Origin of the sequence: Pseudomonas sp. BP8, from assembly GCF_017875955.1 — a bacterium.
In the GTDB taxonomy this organism is placed as follows: domain Bacteria; phylum Pseudomonadota; class Gammaproteobacteria; order Pseudomonadales; family Pseudomonadaceae; genus Aquipseudomonas.
Map to the genome: position 1 here is coordinate 3,347,417 of NZ_JAGINK010000001.1, position 17,541 is coordinate 3,364,957.

At 61.9% G+C, this 17,541-nt stretch carries 14 protein-coding genes and 1 pseudogene; 10 read left to right on the top strand and 5 right to left on the bottom strand.

Going from position 1 to position 17,541, the window contains the following annotated elements; all coding sequences use genetic code 11:
* Window positions 1–5: 5 nt before the first annotated feature.
* The 6 genes and pseudogenes from J3B00_RS26890 to J3B00_RS14630 form a co-directional block, all read left to right on the top strand.
* Window positions 6–917: pseudogene (locus tag J3B00_RS26890) on the top strand (DUF535 family protein); the annotation flags it as partial.
* Window positions 918–1,640: 723 nt separating this feature from the next.
* Window positions 1,641–3,008: a glycosyltransferase family 4 protein gene (locus J3B00_RS26895; protein ID WP_348635981.1), complete on the top strand. Its 1,368-nt coding sequence runs from the start codon at window positions 1,641–1,643 to the stop codon at window positions 3,006–3,008.
* Window positions 3,009–3,071: 63 nt separating this feature from the next.
* On the top strand, window positions 3,072–4,274 hold the full coding sequence (locus J3B00_RS14615; RefSeq protein WP_209868180.1) for a glycosyltransferase family 4 protein: 1,203 nt from the start codon (window positions 3,072–3,074) through the stop codon (window positions 4,272–4,274).
* Complete coding sequence (locus J3B00_RS14620; protein ID WP_209868181.1) at window positions 4,271–5,461, top strand: glycosyltransferase; 1,191 nt, start codon at window positions 4,271–4,273, stop codon at window positions 5,459–5,461. The genes J3B00_RS14615 and J3B00_RS14620 overlap by 4 nt, the downstream gene beginning before the upstream one ends.
* Window positions 5,458–6,228 (top strand): WecB/TagA/CpsF family glycosyltransferase, encoded by a 771-nt coding sequence (locus J3B00_RS14625; protein WP_209868182.1) that lies wholly within the window; start codon window positions 5,458–5,460, stop codon window positions 6,226–6,228. The genes J3B00_RS14620 and J3B00_RS14625 overlap by 4 nt, the downstream gene beginning before the upstream one ends.
* 429 nt (window positions 6,229–6,657) lie before the next feature.
* Window positions 6,658–8,082: an undecaprenyl-phosphate glucose phosphotransferase gene (locus tag J3B00_RS14630; RefSeq protein ID WP_209868183.1), complete on the top strand. Its 1,425-nt coding sequence runs from the start codon at window positions 6,658–6,660 to the stop codon at window positions 8,080–8,082.
* Between the two features lie 136 nt (window positions 8,083–8,218).
* Here J3B00_RS14630 and J3B00_RS14635 read toward each other — a convergent pair whose 3' ends face one another.
* A complete protein-coding gene (locus J3B00_RS14635; RefSeq protein WP_209868184.1) occupies window positions 8,219–9,160 on the bottom strand; it encodes a LysR substrate-binding domain-containing protein in 942 nt (313 codons plus the stop codon).
* Between the two features lie 146 nt (window positions 9,161–9,306).
* Here J3B00_RS14635 and J3B00_RS14640 point away from each other — a divergent pair, with 146 nt between their 5' ends.
* Both J3B00_RS14640 and J3B00_RS14645 read left to right on the top strand, forming a co-directional pair.
* Window positions 9,307–10,683 carry an L-serine ammonia-lyase gene (locus J3B00_RS14640; protein WP_209868185.1) on the top strand — a complete coding sequence of 459 codons (1,377 nt, stop codon included), beginning with the start codon at window positions 9,307–9,309 and terminating at the stop codon, window positions 10,681–10,683.
* 106 nt (window positions 10,684–10,789) lie between these two features.
* Window positions 10,790–12,097 (top strand): serine/threonine transporter, encoded by a 1,308-nt coding sequence (locus tag J3B00_RS14645; protein WP_209868186.1) that lies wholly within the window; start codon window positions 10,790–10,792, stop codon window positions 12,095–12,097.
* Between the two features lie 98 nt (window positions 12,098–12,195).
* On the opposite strand, the gene J3B00_RS14650 is transcribed toward J3B00_RS14645, so the two are convergent.
* Window positions 12,196–12,873 carry a DUF3313 domain-containing protein gene (locus J3B00_RS14650; RefSeq protein WP_209868187.1) on the bottom strand — a complete coding sequence of 226 codons (678 nt, stop codon included), beginning with the start codon at window positions 12,871–12,873 and terminating at the stop codon, window positions 12,196–12,198.
* Between the two features lie 168 nt (window positions 12,874–13,041).
* On the opposite strand from J3B00_RS14650, the gene J3B00_RS14655 reads away from it, so the two are divergent.
* Window positions 13,042–13,425 carry a type II toxin-antitoxin system RelE/ParE family toxin gene (locus tag J3B00_RS14655; protein ID WP_209868188.1) on the top strand — a complete coding sequence of 128 codons (384 nt, stop codon included), beginning with the start codon at window positions 13,042–13,044 and terminating at the stop codon, window positions 13,423–13,425.
* Window positions 13,406–13,711, top strand: coding sequence for a helix-turn-helix domain-containing protein (locus tag J3B00_RS14660; protein ID WP_209868189.1), 306 nt, complete (start codon window positions 13,406–13,408; stop codon window positions 13,709–13,711). The genes J3B00_RS14655 and J3B00_RS14660 overlap by 20 nt, the downstream gene beginning before the upstream one ends.
* A 15-nt stretch (window positions 13,712–13,726) precedes the next feature.
* Here J3B00_RS14660 and J3B00_RS14665 read toward each other — a convergent pair whose 3' ends face one another.
* The 3 genes from J3B00_RS14665 to J3B00_RS14675 are packed head-to-tail and all read right to left on the bottom strand — an operon-like array spanning window position 13,727 to window position 17,534.
* Window positions 13,727–15,022, bottom strand: a complete 1,296-nt coding sequence (locus J3B00_RS14665; RefSeq protein ID WP_209868190.1) for an FAD-binding oxidoreductase — start codon at window positions 15,020–15,022, stop codon at window positions 13,727–13,729.
* Between the two features lie 14 nt (window positions 15,023–15,036).
* The gene (locus tag J3B00_RS14670; RefSeq protein WP_209868191.1) at window positions 15,037–16,125 is read right to left on the bottom strand and encodes a polyamine ABC transporter substrate-binding protein; all 1,089 of its coding nucleotides are present in this window, start codon (window positions 16,123–16,125) and stop codon (window positions 15,037–15,039) included.
* Between the two features lie 50 nt (window positions 16,126–16,175).
* A complete protein-coding gene (locus tag J3B00_RS14675) occupies window positions 16,176–17,534 on the bottom strand; it encodes a glutamine synthetase family protein (protein ID WP_209868192.1) in 1,359 nt (452 codons plus the stop codon).
* Between the last annotated feature and the right edge of the window lie 7 nt (window positions 17,535–17,541).

Genomic DNA, 17,541 nt, shown 5'->3' on the forward strand with positions numbered 1-17,541 from the left:
TGCCAATGATGCTCGGATCAATCGCGAAAAGCGTGTTCACATTGCAACCGGGATATTCCCTGCGGGCGCTCAACAACAAGCGCAAGTTGATGACCCAGATGCTCAAGCAATGGCCGGAGCTGAGCCAGTTCATGCAACGCATGAACAGCGCGCTGGGCCAGGAGCGCTTTGCTCAGCTGGGCCATGACGGTATCGGCGTGGTGCAGTGGCCCTACATCAGCAAGGCCTGGGATGCCGAACTGCGCCTGGGCGTGGTTGCGGCCCACTACGAAGAGGTGGCCCGTTACCTGCCGTCGCTGTTGCTGCTGGGCCGCGAGCAGGCCGTGGTGCTGTGTGACCTGTCGGAATACTCGCCGGGGTGCAGGCTGGTGCTGGACCGGCCGGTCTGGTTCCAGCGCGAAGGAGAATTGGTCCTCAACCTGTTCCAGGACGATGTGCGCGTGGCTTCCCTGGCGTTTACCCTGTGCCGCACCCAGGGCCAGCTGTACCTGGTGATTGGCGCGGTGCAGGGGATTCACAAAGGCATCGACAGCGAACGTTCGCTGGCGATCTACCGTGACCTGACCAAAGACTTCGAAGGCCTGCGGCCGCGAAGCTTCTTGATCGAAGCGCTGAAGAGCCTGGCGAGAAGCATTGGCGTTGCGCGCATCTATGCCGTCGGCGATGCCTATCGGCATCATCGGCATGCCTACTTCGGTGCCGAAAAGGCCCAGGAGCTGGCCGGCAACTACGATGTCATCTGGCTGGAGAATGGCGGCGCGCCTTCCGAGCGTGAGGACTTCTTCAGCATCCCGCTGGCCGCGGCACGGCGCTCGGCCGACGATATCGCGCCGAAAAAGCGTGCGATGTACCGTCGCCGGCATGAGTTGCTGGATGATGTCTTCGCCCGGCTCGCCGCTGCGTTGCCCGGCAGCGATGAACAACGCCAGCTGCAGGGCCATCGCCAGCGCCTCGGCGCGGCGCTGCGCCTACCGCAGGACGAGCCCACGGCCACGGCCAGGTCGCTGACAAGCAAGCTGGCGGTGATCATCCGCCTGCTGACCACCGAACCTCGGGCTGATCAGCGTTTGCGAGCCTACGTGCGCAAGGCCGGGGTTGTCCCGACCTTGCGAAAGATCTGCCGCGAGTTGACCAGGCAAGGCCTGGGGCTGTTCTGGCAAAGCCCGGATGGCAGGGGCGCGAGCCTGCCGTTGCCGGCGCCCAACGTTGCCGCCAACCTGCTGTTCCCGCGTGACGTGGTGCTGATCAGCGAGCTCGAAGCTGACCTGCAGCTGCAAGCCCGCCCCAGCCAGATTCAGCGCCTGCTGCAAGACATTGGCTACCGTTGCCAGGCCGTCGATTGGCGCACGCCGGATGCTGCCCTGACGGCGCTGCAGACGTGCTCGGCGGTGATCTTCCATCGTCTGCCAGCGGTGCCTGGAGTGCTGCGCCTGATCGACGAGGCCAAGCGGCTCAAGGTGACCACCTACTGGGACGCGGATGAAATGATCTTCGATCCCCAGGCGTACCTGCGCAGGGATGACCTGGCGGCAGTGAGCGAAGCAGCCATCCCCAGCGTCGTCGCTGCCGTAGACCTCTACCGGCAGGCGCTGCTCGCCTGTGATCGCGCAATTGCCGCGACACCCGCCCTGGCGATGGCCATGCAGGATGCCGGGGCCAGTCAGGTCAGCCTGCTGGAAGCCTCAGCGCATGCCCCCAGCCTCGATGCAGGGCAACTCGCCGAGATCTTCCCGGCCCCGGCAAGCGGGCGCCCCCGGCGCATACTGTCGGCGAACATCTTCTTCGCGCCGAGGAGCTTTGGTGGCGCCACGGTGGTTGCCGAGCAGATGACACGCCTGATCGGTACCACCTCGCGCTGGCAGCAGTTCATCTTTACCGCCTTGCCCTCTACCGAGCAGACCCCCTATACCCTGCACCGGTACGAAGCCCATGGGGCGGCGGTGTTCGGCATGGGCCTGTCGGAAAACATCGCCACCCGGGAGATCTTCGAGAACCTCTCGACCGTGCCGGTGTTCGATGCGGTGCTCAGGAGCGTCGCCCCAGACATCGTCCACCTGCACTCCATCCAGGGCTTTGGCGCGCAGCTGGCCGACTGCTGCGCCAAGGCGGGCATCCCGTTCGTGGTGACCCTGCACGATGCCTGGTGGATCTGTGGTCGCCAGTTCATGATCAACAACCATGGCCGCTACTGTGGGCAAACCACGATCCGCCTCGATGTGTGCGCCAAATGTGTGGACGACGCGCCGCTCAACGATTACCGCCAGAAGTTGATGGCCGTCACCCTGAAAAAGGCCAACCTGCTGCTGGCCCCCAGCCGCTTCGCCAAGGACCTGTATATCGCCAATGGTTTTGATGCAGCGAAGATCCGCGTCAACCGCAACGGCATCATGGCACCCGGCGCCAATTACCAGAAACAGCCCGGCAAGATCCTCAGGTTCGGCTTTGTCGGGGGCAATACTGCCGTCAAGGGAATCGACCTGATCATCCGCGCGTTTGCCACGCTCGACCGCACCGATTATGAGCTCAAGGTGGTCGATAACCTGCTGCACATGGGCTTTCGCTCGTTCAACCGGCACAGCATCAAGATTCCCGGCACGGTCAGCATCATCCCCGGTTACACCCAGGCCAACATGGACGAGTTCTTCTCCGGCATCGATGTGCTGTTGTTCCCGACTCAATGGAAAGAGACCTTCGGCCTGGCAGTGCGTGAAGCGCTGGTGCGGGATGTCTGGGTGATCAGCACCCATGCGGGCGGCACCGTCGAAGACATCGTCGATGGCGTCAACGGCACCATCATCCCGTTGAGTGCCGATGAGCGTTACCTGCGCCAGGCGTTGTCCGACGTACTGCAGAACCAGGCGCGGTTTGCCCAGCATCGCAACACCTTCAAGGACAGCATCACCTTGTTCAGCGACCAAGCCCTTGAGCTCCAGGCGATCTATGAGGACGTACTCAGCGTAGGTGCAACGGCAGGTAGCCAGCCGTCAGTGATCGACAGCCTGCGGTAACGGCTTGCAGATCGCCGCGGTGGGCCTGATTCATTCATTCCTCAGGCATTGATTCGGGTTCCTATGCGCATAGCTTATTTCATCAATCAGTACCCCAAGGTCAGCCACAGTTTCATTCGCCGCGAGATTCTCGCCTTGGAGCGCCAGGGCGTGCAGGTGCAGCGTATCGCCTTGCGCGGTTGGGATGGCGAGCTGCAGGACAGCGAAGACATTGCCGAGCGCGACAAGACCCGTTACGTCCTGCAAGACGGCGTCAAAGGGTTGTTGGTGCCCATGCTGCAGGTACTTCGCGCTCAGCCACGGCGGTTTTTTTCAGCCCTGTGGCTGACCCTGCGCATGGGCCTGCGCGCCGACCGGACGCTGCCTTACCATCTGGTCTACCTGGCCGAGGCCTGCCGCGTGGTGCAGTGGTTGCAGGCATTTGCTGCCGATCATGTACACGCTCATTTCGGTACCAACTCGACCGAGGTGGTCATGCTCGCCAACGTTCTGGGTGGGCCCAGCTTCAGCTTTACCGTGCATGGGCCGGAGGAGTTCGACAAACCGCAGTTCCTGCACATGGGCGAGAAAGTCCGCCGCGCGGCGTTTGTTGCGGCGGTCAGTTCCTATGGGCGTAGCCAGCTGTATCGCTGGGTGGCGCATGCGCACTGGGCGAAGGTCAAGGTAGTGCACTGCGGGCTGGAACGCAGCTTCCATGACGTCGCGGCGGTTGCCCCGCCGGCGGCGCCGCGGTTGGTCTGCGTTGGCCGCCTGTGCGAGCAAAAAGGCCAGCTGCTGTTGCTTGAAGCCGCACGCAAACTGGCGGCGCAGTCAGTGGCGTTCGAGTTGGTGCTGGCCGGTGACGGCGAAATGCGCGGGCAGATCGAAGCCTTGATTGCCGAATATGGCTTGCAGGCGCAGGTGCGCATTACCGGCTGGATCAGTAGTGCGCAGGTGCGCGAAGAAATCCTCGCCGCCCGCGCCTTGGTCTTGCCGAGCTTTGCCGAGGGGTTGCCGGTAGTGATCATGGAGGCCATGGCCTTGCGCCGCCCAGTATTGACCACTTATGTGGCCGGCATCCCGGAGCTGGTGCGCCCGGGTGAGAACGGCTGGTTGTTCCCCGCTGGCGCGGTGGATGAGTTGGCCGTCGCCATGGCCGACTGCCTGGCGCAACCGGTTGAAGTGTTGCAGCAGATGGGTGACGCGGCGTACCAGCGTGTGCTGGAACGCCATGACATCGACACCGAAGCGGCCAAGTTGGCCGCCTATTTCGAGGCCTGCGCATGATGACCTTGCTGAGCTGGCTGCTGGGTACGCTGGCGCTGTTGACGCTGCTGCCGGTACTCGTGCTGTTCGTCCAAGTGCTGCTGGCCTGCCTGCCCGCACGCGCGCTGCCGGTGGCCAAGGGCCCGCGTCCGCGGGTGGCGGTGTTGCTGCCCGCGCATGACGAGGCCTCGGTTATCGGCAGGACACTGGAGAGCATTCGCCCGCAACTGGTGGATGGCGACCAGATGCTGGTGGTGGCCGACAACTGTACCGACCAGACCGCAGCCCTGGCCCGTGCGGCTGGCGCGCAGGTGGTCGAGCGCGCGCATGCGCAGTTGCGTGGCAAGGGCTATGCGCTGGACTTCGGTGTGCGCCATCTGGCTGACGCGCCCCCGCAGGTGGTGATCATCATCGATGCCGATTGCCAGGTCAGCGCAGGCTCCATCGACGCCTTGGCGCGCTGCTGCGTAGAAGTCGCACGGCCGGTGCAAGCGCTCAATCTGATGCTCGCGCCTGCCGGGGCGGGGCTGAAAGTACAGGTGGCCGAATTTGCCTGGCGGGTGAAAAATCTGGTGCGTCCGCGGGGTTGGGCGCGGGTCGGTTTGCCGTGTCAGCTGATGGGCACTGGCATGGCCTTCAGGTGGGCCGATCTGGCCGCGAGCGAACTCGCCACGGGGCATCTGGTTGAAGACCTGAAGCTGGGCCTGGATGCCTGCCGCAACGGCAAGCCGCCGCTGTTCTACCCGCGTGCGCAGGTCACCAGTCTGTTTCCAAGCAACGAAGAGGGCCTCACCAGTCAGCGTACTCGCTGGGAGCACGGCCACCTGGGGGTGCTGCTCGCCGAGGGGCCGAAGTTGATCGTCGAGTCGCTTGCCCGGCGCAATGGACAGCTGCTGGCCATGGCCGTGGACCTGCTGGTGCCGCCGCTGGCGTTGCTGGCATTGCTCTTGATGGGCGTATTCAGCGTTACCTGGTTGGCGTGCCTGCTGTTCGGCTGGTGGGCACCGGCGCTGATCGCCACGGCTGCGATGGTGCTGTTGATCGCCGCTGTATTGCTGGCGTGGGGGCGATTCTCGCGTGAACTGATCCCGTTTTCAGTGTTGCTCTACGCACCCTTTTATGCGGCGAAGAAGATCCCCTTGTACCTGGGTTTTCTGGTCAAGCGCCAGGTCGACTGGGTGCGCTCGAAGCGAGATGACGGCCAATGAGCGAATGGACGTGGCACACACGCTGGCAGACACTCATCACAGGATTGCATGTTGTCAGTGACCCGCTAGCCGAGCAGCGCCTGCTCACTAGCTTATCGACGCCCGACACACCGACTGTGCTTGGCTTCGTCAATGCCCATGCGCTGAACCTGGTGGTGGCCGATACGGATTACTGCAAGGCACTGGCGGCGGCGGACGTACTACTGCGCGATGGTTCCGGCATGGCGCTGCTGTACCGCCGTCTAGGCCTGGAGCCCGGACTGAACATGAATGGCACCGACTTCATTCCCAAGCTGCTGGCGGCGTTCAGGGGGCGGCGGGTGGCGTTCTGGGGGACGCAAGAGCCGTTCTTGAGCCAAGCGGTGCGCTGCTGCGAGGCTCGCTTCGGCGTGCAGACAGTGTCGCTGCAGCATGGTTTTGCCGAGGTCGACACCTACCTAGACCTTGCCCAAAGGCTGCAACCAGATTTGATCGTGCTGGGCATGGGCATGCCCAAGCAGGAGGTTGTTGCGGCGAGGCTGGCGGCCAGCGGCAGGCCATGCCTGATCGTCTGCGGCGGGGCGATCCTGGATTTTCTCGGTGGCAAGGTCAACCGGGCGCCGCCGTGGCTGCGCCGCTTGGGCGGGGAGTGGGCCTACCGCTTGTTGCGCGAGCCCAAGCGCTTGTTCAAGCGGTATGTCATCGGCAATCCGCTGTTCCTGATACGCACGCTGCGCTACGCAAAAGCATCAGCGGATGACGCCAGAAATACGTCACAGCGTAGTTGAGATGCCCGTAAATCGGGCAAAACCGCCAAAAACGATGGGCGGGGGGATTCGCTCCGCACTGCTTACAGGGTACTGCTACAGTGATATCAATCGCTTGTGGATCACCCGCGTTACACCGGGTCGGCTACAGCGTCGACAGTGCTGGAAGGATCATGGGAGGGTCTTGCGGATGCAAGCATCAGTACCCCGTTTTCGATCTCGAACTACCGGTTCATGCGCTATCGACTATATGGCAGATAACCCTCGCATACGCAGACTGCATGCTCATTCTTGTATGGCGCCCTTGAACCGCCGTGTACAGGTGCGCAAAGGCGTTTACCTGGCAGGTAGATAACCACCCAAGCGTCATGCCTGGGTTGAGGGTGCGTGTTTTAGCGTTTTGATGTGATGACTAAGCCTTGGTTACGCTCACAGTGATGAGGTTTGATAATGGTTTTCGAGCCCAGAAGCAGTCGTTCATTACTCCAGCGCAGGAGCGGCGTCAGCAACGCCGTGCAGGCCGGCCTTGATGGTATCGCCGTGATTGGTATTGCCTGGTACCTGATCTACGACCAGTTCGGCTTCATCACCTCTGACTATGTGATCATGCTGTTGTTGTTGATCGGCGCACTGGGCGTGATCTACGACCATTACGCCATTTATCGCAGTAACGTCGGCCTCACGATCAAGGCCTTCAGGCTGTTCAAGGCATGGTCTGCGACCTTTTGCTTCCTGGTGGTCATGGCGTTTCTGACCAAGCAGAGCGAAACCTATTCGCGCTTGTTGGTGGGCAAGTTGTTCGTCATCGGCTATTTCGCCCAGCTGTTTCTCCACTATGCCGTGCGTGAAGTGCAACAGCGCTTCCTGCTGAACGCCAATCGCCGTGAGAACGCCTTGATTATCGGTGCGGGCGACCTGGCCAATTTCCTCCACCTGAAAATCAGCAACAACCCGTGGTTCGGTGAGCGGGTGGTGGGTTGCGTGCTCATTGAGCCTGCGCAAGACAACGAACACGCTAATCCAGAGACAACGTTGCGCCTGCCGGTGCTGGGGCATATTTCGCAGCTGGACGAATTGGTGACTCAACACGCGATTCGAACGGTGTATCTGGTGACACCGCTCGGCGGCTCCGAAGTGATCAAAGAGGTATACCTGAAGTTGCTCGACCGCTGCATCGCGGTGAACTGGGTGCCGGACATATTCTCATTGCGCCTGATCAATCACAGCGTGCGGGAGATCGCCGGTATTCCGGTACTGACCTTGTCGGAAACGCCGCTGACCGGGATGAGCCTGTTCCTGAAAAATCTCGAGGACAGGGTACTGGCCGCACTCATCGTGCTGTGTGCTTCGCCGGTGCTGCTGGCGGTAGCTATTGCCATCAAGCTCGACAGCCCTGGGCCGATCTTCTTTCGTCAGGAGCGCATGGGCTGGACCGGCGAATCGTTCCGGATCTGGAAGTTCCGCAGCATGCATGTGCATCAGCCAGAAGGCGGCGTGGTCAAGCAGGCGCAGAAGAATGATCCAAGGTTGACCCGGGTCGGTGCCTTTATCCGCCGAACCAGCCTGGATGAGTTGCCGCAACTGTTCAATGTACTGACCGGGCAGATGTCCTTGGTGGGACCCCGTCCGCACGCCCTGCAGCACGATACCTTGTACTCGCAGGACATCGTCGATTACTTCGCACGGCACAACATCAAGCCGGGCATGACCGGCTTGGCCCAGGTGCGCGGATTCAGGGGCGAAACCAAGGGCATCGAGCAGATGATCCAGCGGGTGGATTCGGATATCGAGTACATCAACAACTGGTCGCTGTGGCTGGACTTCGTGATTCTGGTGCGTACGTTGAATGCGTTTACCGGGAAGCAGGCCTATTGACGTTGGCAGCCTGGGCTTCTTCGCGGTTCAGGGCCGCTCTTATCGAACTAACGCTGACTCATTGATTTAGTAAAACCCTGTAGGCGCGGGCTTGCCCTGCGAAGAGGCCATGTCTGACACACCGCGCACCCTTGGCTCAAACGTTGCCAAATGGATGCAACGCCCGAAATACCTGTGCCTCCTCTACCAGCCAGTCATGCACCGCACGCGCACCCGGCTGGGTCAGCCCGCCCGGCGGATAATGCAGCACGTAGCGTTTATGGTTGGCGATCGGCACCCCGAACGGCACGATCAAGGCCCCGCGCTCCAGTTCGTCGTTGAGTAGCGTGCGCCGGGCAATCGCCACACCCACACCGGCGATCGCCGCTTCGATGGTCAGGTGATTACGGTTGAAGGTATGCCCGCGCCGCACATCCAGATTCCCCGCACCAATGCCTTCCAGGTAGAACTCCCACTCAGCGTACTCCGAGCTACCGCGCCAGGCGGTGATGTCGTGCAGCAACGGGTAGTGCACCAGGTCGGCCGGCCCATGCAGGGGCGGGCGTCCGCGCAGCAGGGACGCTGAGCAGACCGGAAAGATCTGCTCGTCCAGCAACGGCGTCGACAGCATCCCGGGATAGCTACCGTCGTTGAGGTCGATGGCCAGGTCGAAATCGTCCGGGTGCAGCGCCTGGTTACTGTCTTCGGCCACCAGGCGCAGCTCGATATCCGGATAGCGTTGCTGGAAGCGCGGTAACCGCGGCGTCAGCCACTTGGCCAGAAACGAGGGGATCGAGCGCACCCGCAAGGTGCCGCGGATTTCGCCGGCGTCCAGCCGCAGCAGCTCCGCTTCGATGCTGCCGTAGGCGTCGGCTACCGTTTGTGCCAGGCGCTGACCCTCGGCAGACAGCTCGACACCGCGTGCCTTGCGTTGGAACAGGCGATAGCCCAGACGCTCTTCCAGTTGACGCATTTGCTGACTGACCGCGCCTGGGGTGATGTGCAGCTCTTCGGCGCAGCGGGTAAACGACAAATGCCGCGCCGCACAGGAGAACACATGCAGCCAGACAAACATCTGGCCCGTGAGCTGCTTTCTCATTGTTTAGTCCTGCTAAAGGCTTGCTTAGGAGAATTCGTTGGTCAACGATGGGGGTACGGCGCAGTATCTCGCAAAGTTGCAGTACCGTTCAATTTTCCCAGAGAGCCGTGTCGCGGCATGACAGCGCGCCATGGCCAGGCATTAGTATGGCTATCAGTGTTTTTGACCTCTTCAAGATCGGCATCGGGCCGTCAAGCTCCCACACCGTGGGGCCGATGCGTGCTGCTGCGACATTCGCCCAGGCCCTGGGTGAGGATGGCTTGCTGGCGCGGGTAACCCGTGTCGAGGTCCGCCTGTATGGCTCGCTGTCTGCCACCGGGATCGGCCATGCGACAGACCGCGCCTGTTTGCTGGGCTTGATGGGGCAATGGCCAGACCGCATCGACCCGCACACCATCGAGCCACGCATTGATCAGCTCATGCAGGAGCAGTGCCTGATGCTCGACGGCCGCCAGCCGATCGATTTCAACTACACCCGCGACATGCTCTTTCTGAACGAGAACCTGGCGTACCACCCCAATGCCATGACCCTCGAGGCCTTGGACGGGCAGGGCAGCCTGTTCAGTCAGACCTACTATTCCGTGGGTGGTGGCTTCATCGTCGAACAAGCCGAGATCGATGCGCCGCAGGCTGGCGGCGATCAGGCCAGCCTGCCGTACGAGTTCTCCAGCGCTGCTGAACTGCTTGAGTTGTGCAAGGTGTATGGGCTGAGCGTCAGCCAGTTGATGATGGCCAACGAGCGCGCCTGGCGCAGTGAGGCCGAGATTCGTGACGGCCTGCTGAAGATCTGGGCGGCGATGCGCGAATGCGTCGACAACGGTCTGCGCAACGAAGGCATTCTGCCGGGTGGGCTCAAGGTCAAGCGCCGCGCCGCTCGCCTGCATCGCAGCCTGCAAGAGGTGGGCAAGCCCAACGTGATCGGTTCGACCTTGAGCGCCATGGAGTGGGTCAACCTGTTTGCGCTGGCGGTCAACGAAGAAAATGCCGCTGGCGGGCGCATGGTCACCGCACCGACCAATGGGGCGGCGGGGATCATCCCCGCAGTGCTGCATTACTACATGAAGTTCAACCCCGAGGCCTGCGACGACGACGTGGTCGCGTTCCTGCTGGCTGCCGCATCGGTGGGCATCCTGTGCAAGAAGAACGCGTCGATCTCCGGCGCGGAAGTTGGCTGCCAGGGTGAAGTGGGTTCGGCCTGCTCGATGGCGGCGGCCGGGCTTGCCGAAGTACTCGGGGCGACCCCGCCGCAGTTGGAAAATGCCGCAGAAATTGCCCTGGAACATAACCTCGGCCTGACCTGCGACCCGGTTGGCGGGCTGGTTCAGGTGCCGTGCATCGAGCGCAACGCGATTGCGGCGGTCAAGGCCATCAACGCTGTGCAGATGGCGCTGCGCGGTGACGGCGAACACTTCATCTCGTTGGACCGGGTTATCCGCACCATGCGAGATACCGGCGCCGACATGCACGCCAACTACAAGGAAACCTCGCGCGGCGGCCTTGCCGTTGCGTTTGTCGAGTGCTGAGTTACCGAGCAAGCATTCCCTTCAGGTGCGGGTAATCCCGCGCCTGCGCAAGCACCCGCAGTACCCGCTGTACCAGCGACAAAAACAACTAAAAAGGCGATATTTGATGACCGATGTACACAGCACCACGACTGTTCGTGCGGATTCGGCTGCCGCGGCGTTGCCGACCGGCTCGACCACCTGGAACCGCCACGACACTACTTGGGCCCTGGGCCTGTATGGCACGGCGATCGGCGCAGGGACGTTGTTCCTGCCGATCAACGCCGGGGTAGGCGGCTTCTGGCCACTGCTGATCCTGGCCTTGCTGGCGTTTCCGATGACCTTCTACGCGCACCGGGCGTTGACCCGTTTCGTTCTGTCTGGCCGCAAAGGCGGCAATGAAGACATCACCGAAGTGGTCGAGGAGCATTTCGGCACGGGTGCGGGCAAGCTGATCACCTTGCTCTACTTCCTGGCCATCTTCCCGATTCTGCTGGTGTACAGCGTTGCCCTGACCAATACCCTCACCAGCTTCCTCGAAAACCAGCTGCACCTGGCTGCACCGCCGCGCGCCTTGCTGGCATTGCTGCTGATCTGCGGGCTGATGGTCATCGTGCGTTGCGGTCAGCAGATCATCGTCAAGGCCATGAGCGTGCTGGTCTATCCCTTCGTCGCTTCGCTACTGTTGCTGGCCGTGAGCCTGATTCCCAACTGGAATGGTGCTTTCCTGGCCCAGGCCAACGAAGGCATCAGTGCCTCGAAGCTGCTGCTGACCTTGTGGTTGGCGATTCCGGTCATGGTGTTCTCGTTCAACCATTCGCCGATCATCTCGGCATTCGCTGTCGACCAGAAGCACCGCTACGGCGCAGATGCTGACCGCAAGAGCGGCCGCACCCTGAGTGTTGCCCACTTGATGATGGTTGTCACGGTGATGTTCTTCTGCTTCAGTTGCGTACTGGCGCTGAGCCCGGCCGACCTTGCTGCGGCCAAGGCGCAGAACATTTCCGTCCTGTCGTACCTGGCCAACCACTTCCAGACGCCGGTGATAGCCTTCGTGGCGCCACTTATTGCGCTGGTGGCGATTACCAAGTCGTTCCTCGGTCACTACATCGGTGCCAGCGAAGGCTTCCAGGGCCTGATCGTCAAGAGCCTGCGTGGGCGTGGCAAGGCCTGGCCGGGCAAACGCCTGGAACGGGTTACTGCATCATTCATGGTGGTAGCGTGCTGGATCGTGGCGACACTCAACCCGAGCATCCTGCGCCTGATCGAGAGCATGGGCGGACCGGTGATTGCTTGCCTGTTGTTCCTGATGCCGATGTACGCGGTGCGCAAAGTGCCGTCGTTGCGTAAGTACTCGGGCACGTTGTCGAATGTGTTCGTGACGCTGGTAGGGCTAATTACCCTGTCGGCAATCTTCTACAGCTTCTTTGCCTGATCGGCTATCAACGGCCTCGCGTTAAACAGCACCAACCATCGCTATTGAACCCGCGATAGTTGGTGCTGGCAGGTCGCAGTCATGCCATGGCGCTGGCCTCAGCGCGCCTTGTCTTTCAACGCCACAAAGCTTTTGCGCATGTCGCTGGCCCAACCATCAAGCACCGGCTTGACGTCTTCCAGGGTCAACTGCTGGGTATCGTTTTCCAGCTGTTTGCCGCTGCCTTTGCGCACGACCTGGGCGAGTACCTTCTGGTTACCACCGTCCAGGAAAGCCGCCTCCACGGCGATGTCCACGGCTTGGTCGCGGCCTCCCGCGGCGGTATTCACTGCGGCGGCGACCAGTGCGATCGGGATCACCTCATACGGCTTGAGGCCCTCAGTGTGGGTTGACACCGCCGTGATGGCAGGGCGGACCACGATGGTATTGGGCCCTGGCGCTTTGGCCAGGGTCATCACACTGCCCAGTTCACGGCGCATGGCGTCATTGAAGTAACGCGTGATCGCCTGCAGGGTTTGTGCGGAGATCACCGCCGTCGGTTGCGGCTTGGGGTAGAACTGGCTCGGTTCGATGAACACCTGGGAATAGTCACTGGCTTTGATGCCAGGGTCTACCCAGCGCATCACCGGCTGGCCGGAGACGCTTTCAGCGGGCTTGAGCCGACTGTAGTCCTTGAGAAACCCGGAATACTGGCTCGGATCGACACGGTTGCTGGAGCAGGCGGCCAGGGCCAGCAGGGCAGCACACAGCAGAGTGGCGCGCGGCAGTGGTTTCATGATGAAGGCATCCATAGTGGGGACGGCCCCCACAACGCTAGCAGGTGTCGAGCGCTTGGCCAGTGTGTCGAGTATTCCTACCGATAATGCTCCATGAGCCGACTGTTCAGCCGCAGCGAAAAAATGGAAAACTATGCCCGTTAAGGGTATGGTTTGGGTGGTTGAGTCATGGATGTCTACAAGCGCAAGGATTTCGCGCGATGGCAAGCCAGCGTCATGCTGACTGACGCCTTGCTGTGTAGCGCGGTCGAAGAGATGTGTAATGGTTTGGTTGATGCGAGTCTTGGCGGGTTCCTGTTCAAGAAGCGTATAGCAGCCAATGCAGGTGGAAAGCGGGGAGGATACCGAACCCTGCTGGCGGCCCGTACTGGGAAGCGCTATGTGTTCTTGTACGGTTTTGCCAAAAGTGACAAAGCGTCTATCAGCTTGAGTGAGCAAAAAGCGTTGCAGTTTGCCGGCAAAGTATTTCTTGAACTGTCTGCAGTTGATTTGCAAAAGGCGCTGAGGGCAGGTGTATTGATGGAGGTGTGCTGTGACCAGCAAATTGATTGAGTCCTTGCGCGAAGACCTCGCCGCCCTCGAAGCGGCGGGTGCTGTCAGCAAGATAACCCTGCGTGACTTTGAAGCGATCTGTCCCGCTGCAGTTCGCGATTTCAGTGCGCTGGATATCCGTCGGTTGCGCGAGACGCTGAACTTCAGTCAGCCGGTGTTCGCCCTGCATTTGCACACCAGTGCTTCCACGGTACGCAAATGGGAGCAGGGCGAAACACGGCCTGCGGGGCCTGCCTTGAAACTTCTCAACGTCATAGCGGACAAAGGGCTGCAGGCCATTCTGTAACGCGCTGATAGTGGCTTAGCCCAACGCTTCCCGCAGCCGGTACCAGAGCATGCCCAGTGCCAACAGCGGCGAGCGCAGGGCCTTGCCGCCGGGGAAGGTCAGGTGCGGTACCGCACTGAACACATCCAGCCCTTGGCTGTGACCAACCGCGATAGCCTCGGCGAGCAGTTTGGCGGTCCAGTGGGTGACGTTCAGGCCATGGCCGGAGTAGCCCTGGGCGTAATACACGTTGGCATGCTGGTTAAGGCGCCCGACCTGCGGAAACCGGTTGGCGGTGATGCCGATCATCCCGCCCCACTGGTAGTCGAGGCGCACCTCGGCCAGTTGTGGAAACACCTTGTGCAGCTTGGGCAACATGTACGCGCCGATGTCCTTCGGGTCGCGCCCGGAGTAGTGGCAGGCGCCGCCAAACAGCAGCCGACGGTCGGCAGTCAGGCGGTAGTAATCGAGGCCGACTTTCTGGTCGCACAGGGCCATGTTCTGCGGGATCAGGGCCTTGGCCAGCGGCTCGGGCAGCGGCTCGGTGGCCACTACGTAACTGCCCGCGGGGAGCACCTTGCCGGTGAGGCGCGGCTCCAGTTCATCCAGGTGGGCGTTGCAACCCAGTACCAGGCTCTTGGCGCGGACCTTGCCGTGGGCACCGTGCAGGGTCACCGTGCTGCCATGCTCGATGCGCAGTACCGCACTCTCTTCGAAAATGCGTACGCCCAGATCGGCCGCGGCCTGTGCCTCGCCCTGGACCAGGTCGAGCGGGTGCAAGTGGCCCGAGCCCATGTCCACCAGGCCCCCGGCATACTGATCGCTGGCCACCACTTGATGGAGCTGTTCGGCGCCGACCAGGCGGGTTTCATGGCGATAGCCGAGGCTGGCCAGTTCGTCTTGCTCGGCCTTGAATGCCTCGAACTGTGCCGCAGTGTTGGCCAGCTCGCAGAAGCCCCAGCGTAAATCGCACTGGATGTCGTAGCGGGCGATGCGCTCACGCACCAACTCGACCGAGTCGAGGCCGGCTTGCTTGAGGTAGCGCACGCCGTCATGGCCGACGTAGCGGGCAAAGCCTGTGACGTCATGGCCGATACCGCGAATCAGCTGGCCGCCATTGCGCCCGCTGGCGCCCCAGCCAATGCGCCGGGCCTCCAGGAGAATCACCGAAAGCCCGCGCTCGGCCAGCTCCAGGGCGGTATTGACCCCGGTCAGGCCGCCGCCGACCACGCAGACATCGGCGCTCAGGTCGCCTTCCAGCGCAGGGTAGCGCACCGCCGCGCGCGCGGTGGCAGCGTAATAGGAGGCGGTGTGTCGAGTATCAAGGGACATGGCTGGTGCTCGCCTCAGCGGTTGGATTTGATCTTGCTCCAGGACCGCGTCATGACCCGCATGATCGCCGGGCTCGGGGTGCTGGAGACATACAGTTTGTCCAGCACTTGCTGGGGCGGATAGATCTCAGGGTTGTTCACCAGGGCCGGGTCCATGTGCTCCTTGGCTTGCAGGTTGGCATTGGCATAGCCGACCGTGGCGCTGACCTTGGCAATCACTTGCGGGTCGAGCAGGTAGTTGATGAAGGCCAGGGCCTGCTCGGGGTTGCTCGCATCCTTGGGAATGGCCAGCAGGTCGAACCACAGGTTGCTGCCCTCCTTGGGAATGCTGTAGGCGATTTTCACGCCGTTGTTTGCCTCCACGGCGCGGTTGGCCGCCTGGAATACATCGCCGGAGTAGCCGAAGGCGACGCAGACATCGCCGTTGGCCAGGTCAGAGACGTACTTGGACGAGTGGAAGTAGGTGATGTAGGGGCGCAGCTTCAAGAGTTGCGCCTCGGCCTTCTTGTAGTCGTCCGCTTTTTCGCTGCGCGGGTCCATGCCCAGGTAGTTGAGCATCGCCGGGAACAGCTCATCGGGCGAGTCCATGAAGGCCACCCCACACTGTTGCAGCTTTTTCAGGTTTTCGGGTTCGAACAACACCGCCCAGGAGTCGATCTTGTCGATGCCCAGTGCAGCCTTGACCTTGTCGACGTTGTAGCCGATGCCGTTGGTGCCCCACAGGTAGGGCACCGCGTACTGGTTGCCGGGGTCGTTCTGCTCCAGTTGCTTGAGCAGCTTGGGGTCGAGGTGCTTGAAGTTGGGCAGCTTGTCACGGTCCAGAGGCAGAAAGGCGCCGGCCTTGGCCTGGCGCGCCAGGAAATGGTTGGAAGGCACCACCACGTCGTAGCCCGTGCGGCCGGCCAGCAACTTGCCCTCCAGGGTTTCGTTGGAGTCGAACACGTCATAGACCACCTTGATCCCGCTGCTGGCCTGAAAATCGGCCAGGGTGGTCTCACCAATGTAATCGGTCCAGTTGTACACGCTGACGCTCGGCTGGGCCTGGGCGGTCGCGCCGAACAGCAGGGTAAATGCGGCGGGGATCAGGGCTTGCAAATGACGCATGTCGACACCTCGTTGGATTTTTTCTGGGGTCTTGTCGCGAGTGCTTGGGGTCAGACGCTGAGCATCAGGAACTCACGCTCCCAGGAACTGATCACCCGTTTGAAGTTTTCATGTTCGGCGCGTTTGACCGCCACGTAGCCCTGGACGAACTGCTTGCCCAGGTAGCGCTGAATGATTTCGCAGTCTTCCATGTGCTGCAGGGCGTCCTCGATGGTGATCGGCAGGCGCAGGTTACGCCGCTCGTAGGCCCGGCCCTGGACCGGCGCACTCGGGTCGATCCGGTCGACCATCCCCAGGTAGCCGCACAGCAGGCTCGCCGCAATCGCCAGGTAAGGGTTGGCGTCCGCGCCCGGCAGGCGGTTCTCGACCCGCATCGCTTCCGGGCTCGAGGTCGGCACGCGCAAGCCTGCGGTGCGGTTTTCTTCGCCCCACTCGACGTTGACCGGTGCCGAGGTATCGGGCAGGAAGCGGCGGAACGAGTTGACGTTCGGCGCGAACATTGGCAGCACTTTGGGGATGTACTTCTGCAAGCCGCCGATGTGGTGCAGGAACAGCTCGCTCATGCTGCCGTCATCGTTGGCGAAGATCGGCTTGCCGGTGGCAATATCGATCACGCTCTGGTGCAGGTGCATGGCGCTGCCGGGTTCGTCGGTAATCGGCTTGGCCATGAACGTTGCGGCAACGTTGTGCTTGAGCGCGGCTTCGCGCATGGTGCGCTTGAACACGGTGATCTGGTCGGCCAGGTCCAGCGCATCGCCGTGGCGGAAGTTGATCTCCATCTGCGCTGGGCCGTCTTCATGGATCAGCGTGTCGAGGTCCAGGCCCTGGATCTCGCACCAGTCGTAGACATCTTCGAACAGCGGATCGAACTCGTTGGCAGCGTCGATGGAAAATGACTGCCGGCCGCTCTCGGCCCGCCCCGAGCGGCCCATGGGTACCTGCAGGGGCAGGTCCGGGTCTTCGCAGCGCTTGGTCAGGTAGAACTCCATCTCCGGCGCGACGATCGGCTGCCAGCCCTTGTCGGCATAGAGCTTGAGGACCTTCTTCAGCACGTTGCGCGGTGACAGCTCGATCGGCTTGCCCTGTTTGTCGAAGGTGTCGTGGATGACGATTGCGGTCGGTTCGATTGCCCACGGAATCTGGTACACCGCGGCCGGGTCGGGGCGGCAGATCATGTCGATATCGGCAGGGTCGAGCAGGTCGTAGTAGATGTCGTCATCGACGTAGTCGCCGGTAACGGTCTGCAGCAGGACGCTCTCTGGCAAGCGCATGCCGCGCTCGTGGAGGAACTTGGCCGTGGGCGCGATCTTGCCCCGGGCAATGCCGGTCAGGTCGCTGATCACGCATTCGACTTCGGTGATGCGGTGTTCTTTCAGCCAGGTGGAAAGCTGATCGAAGGGGGCGTTCATACAGACC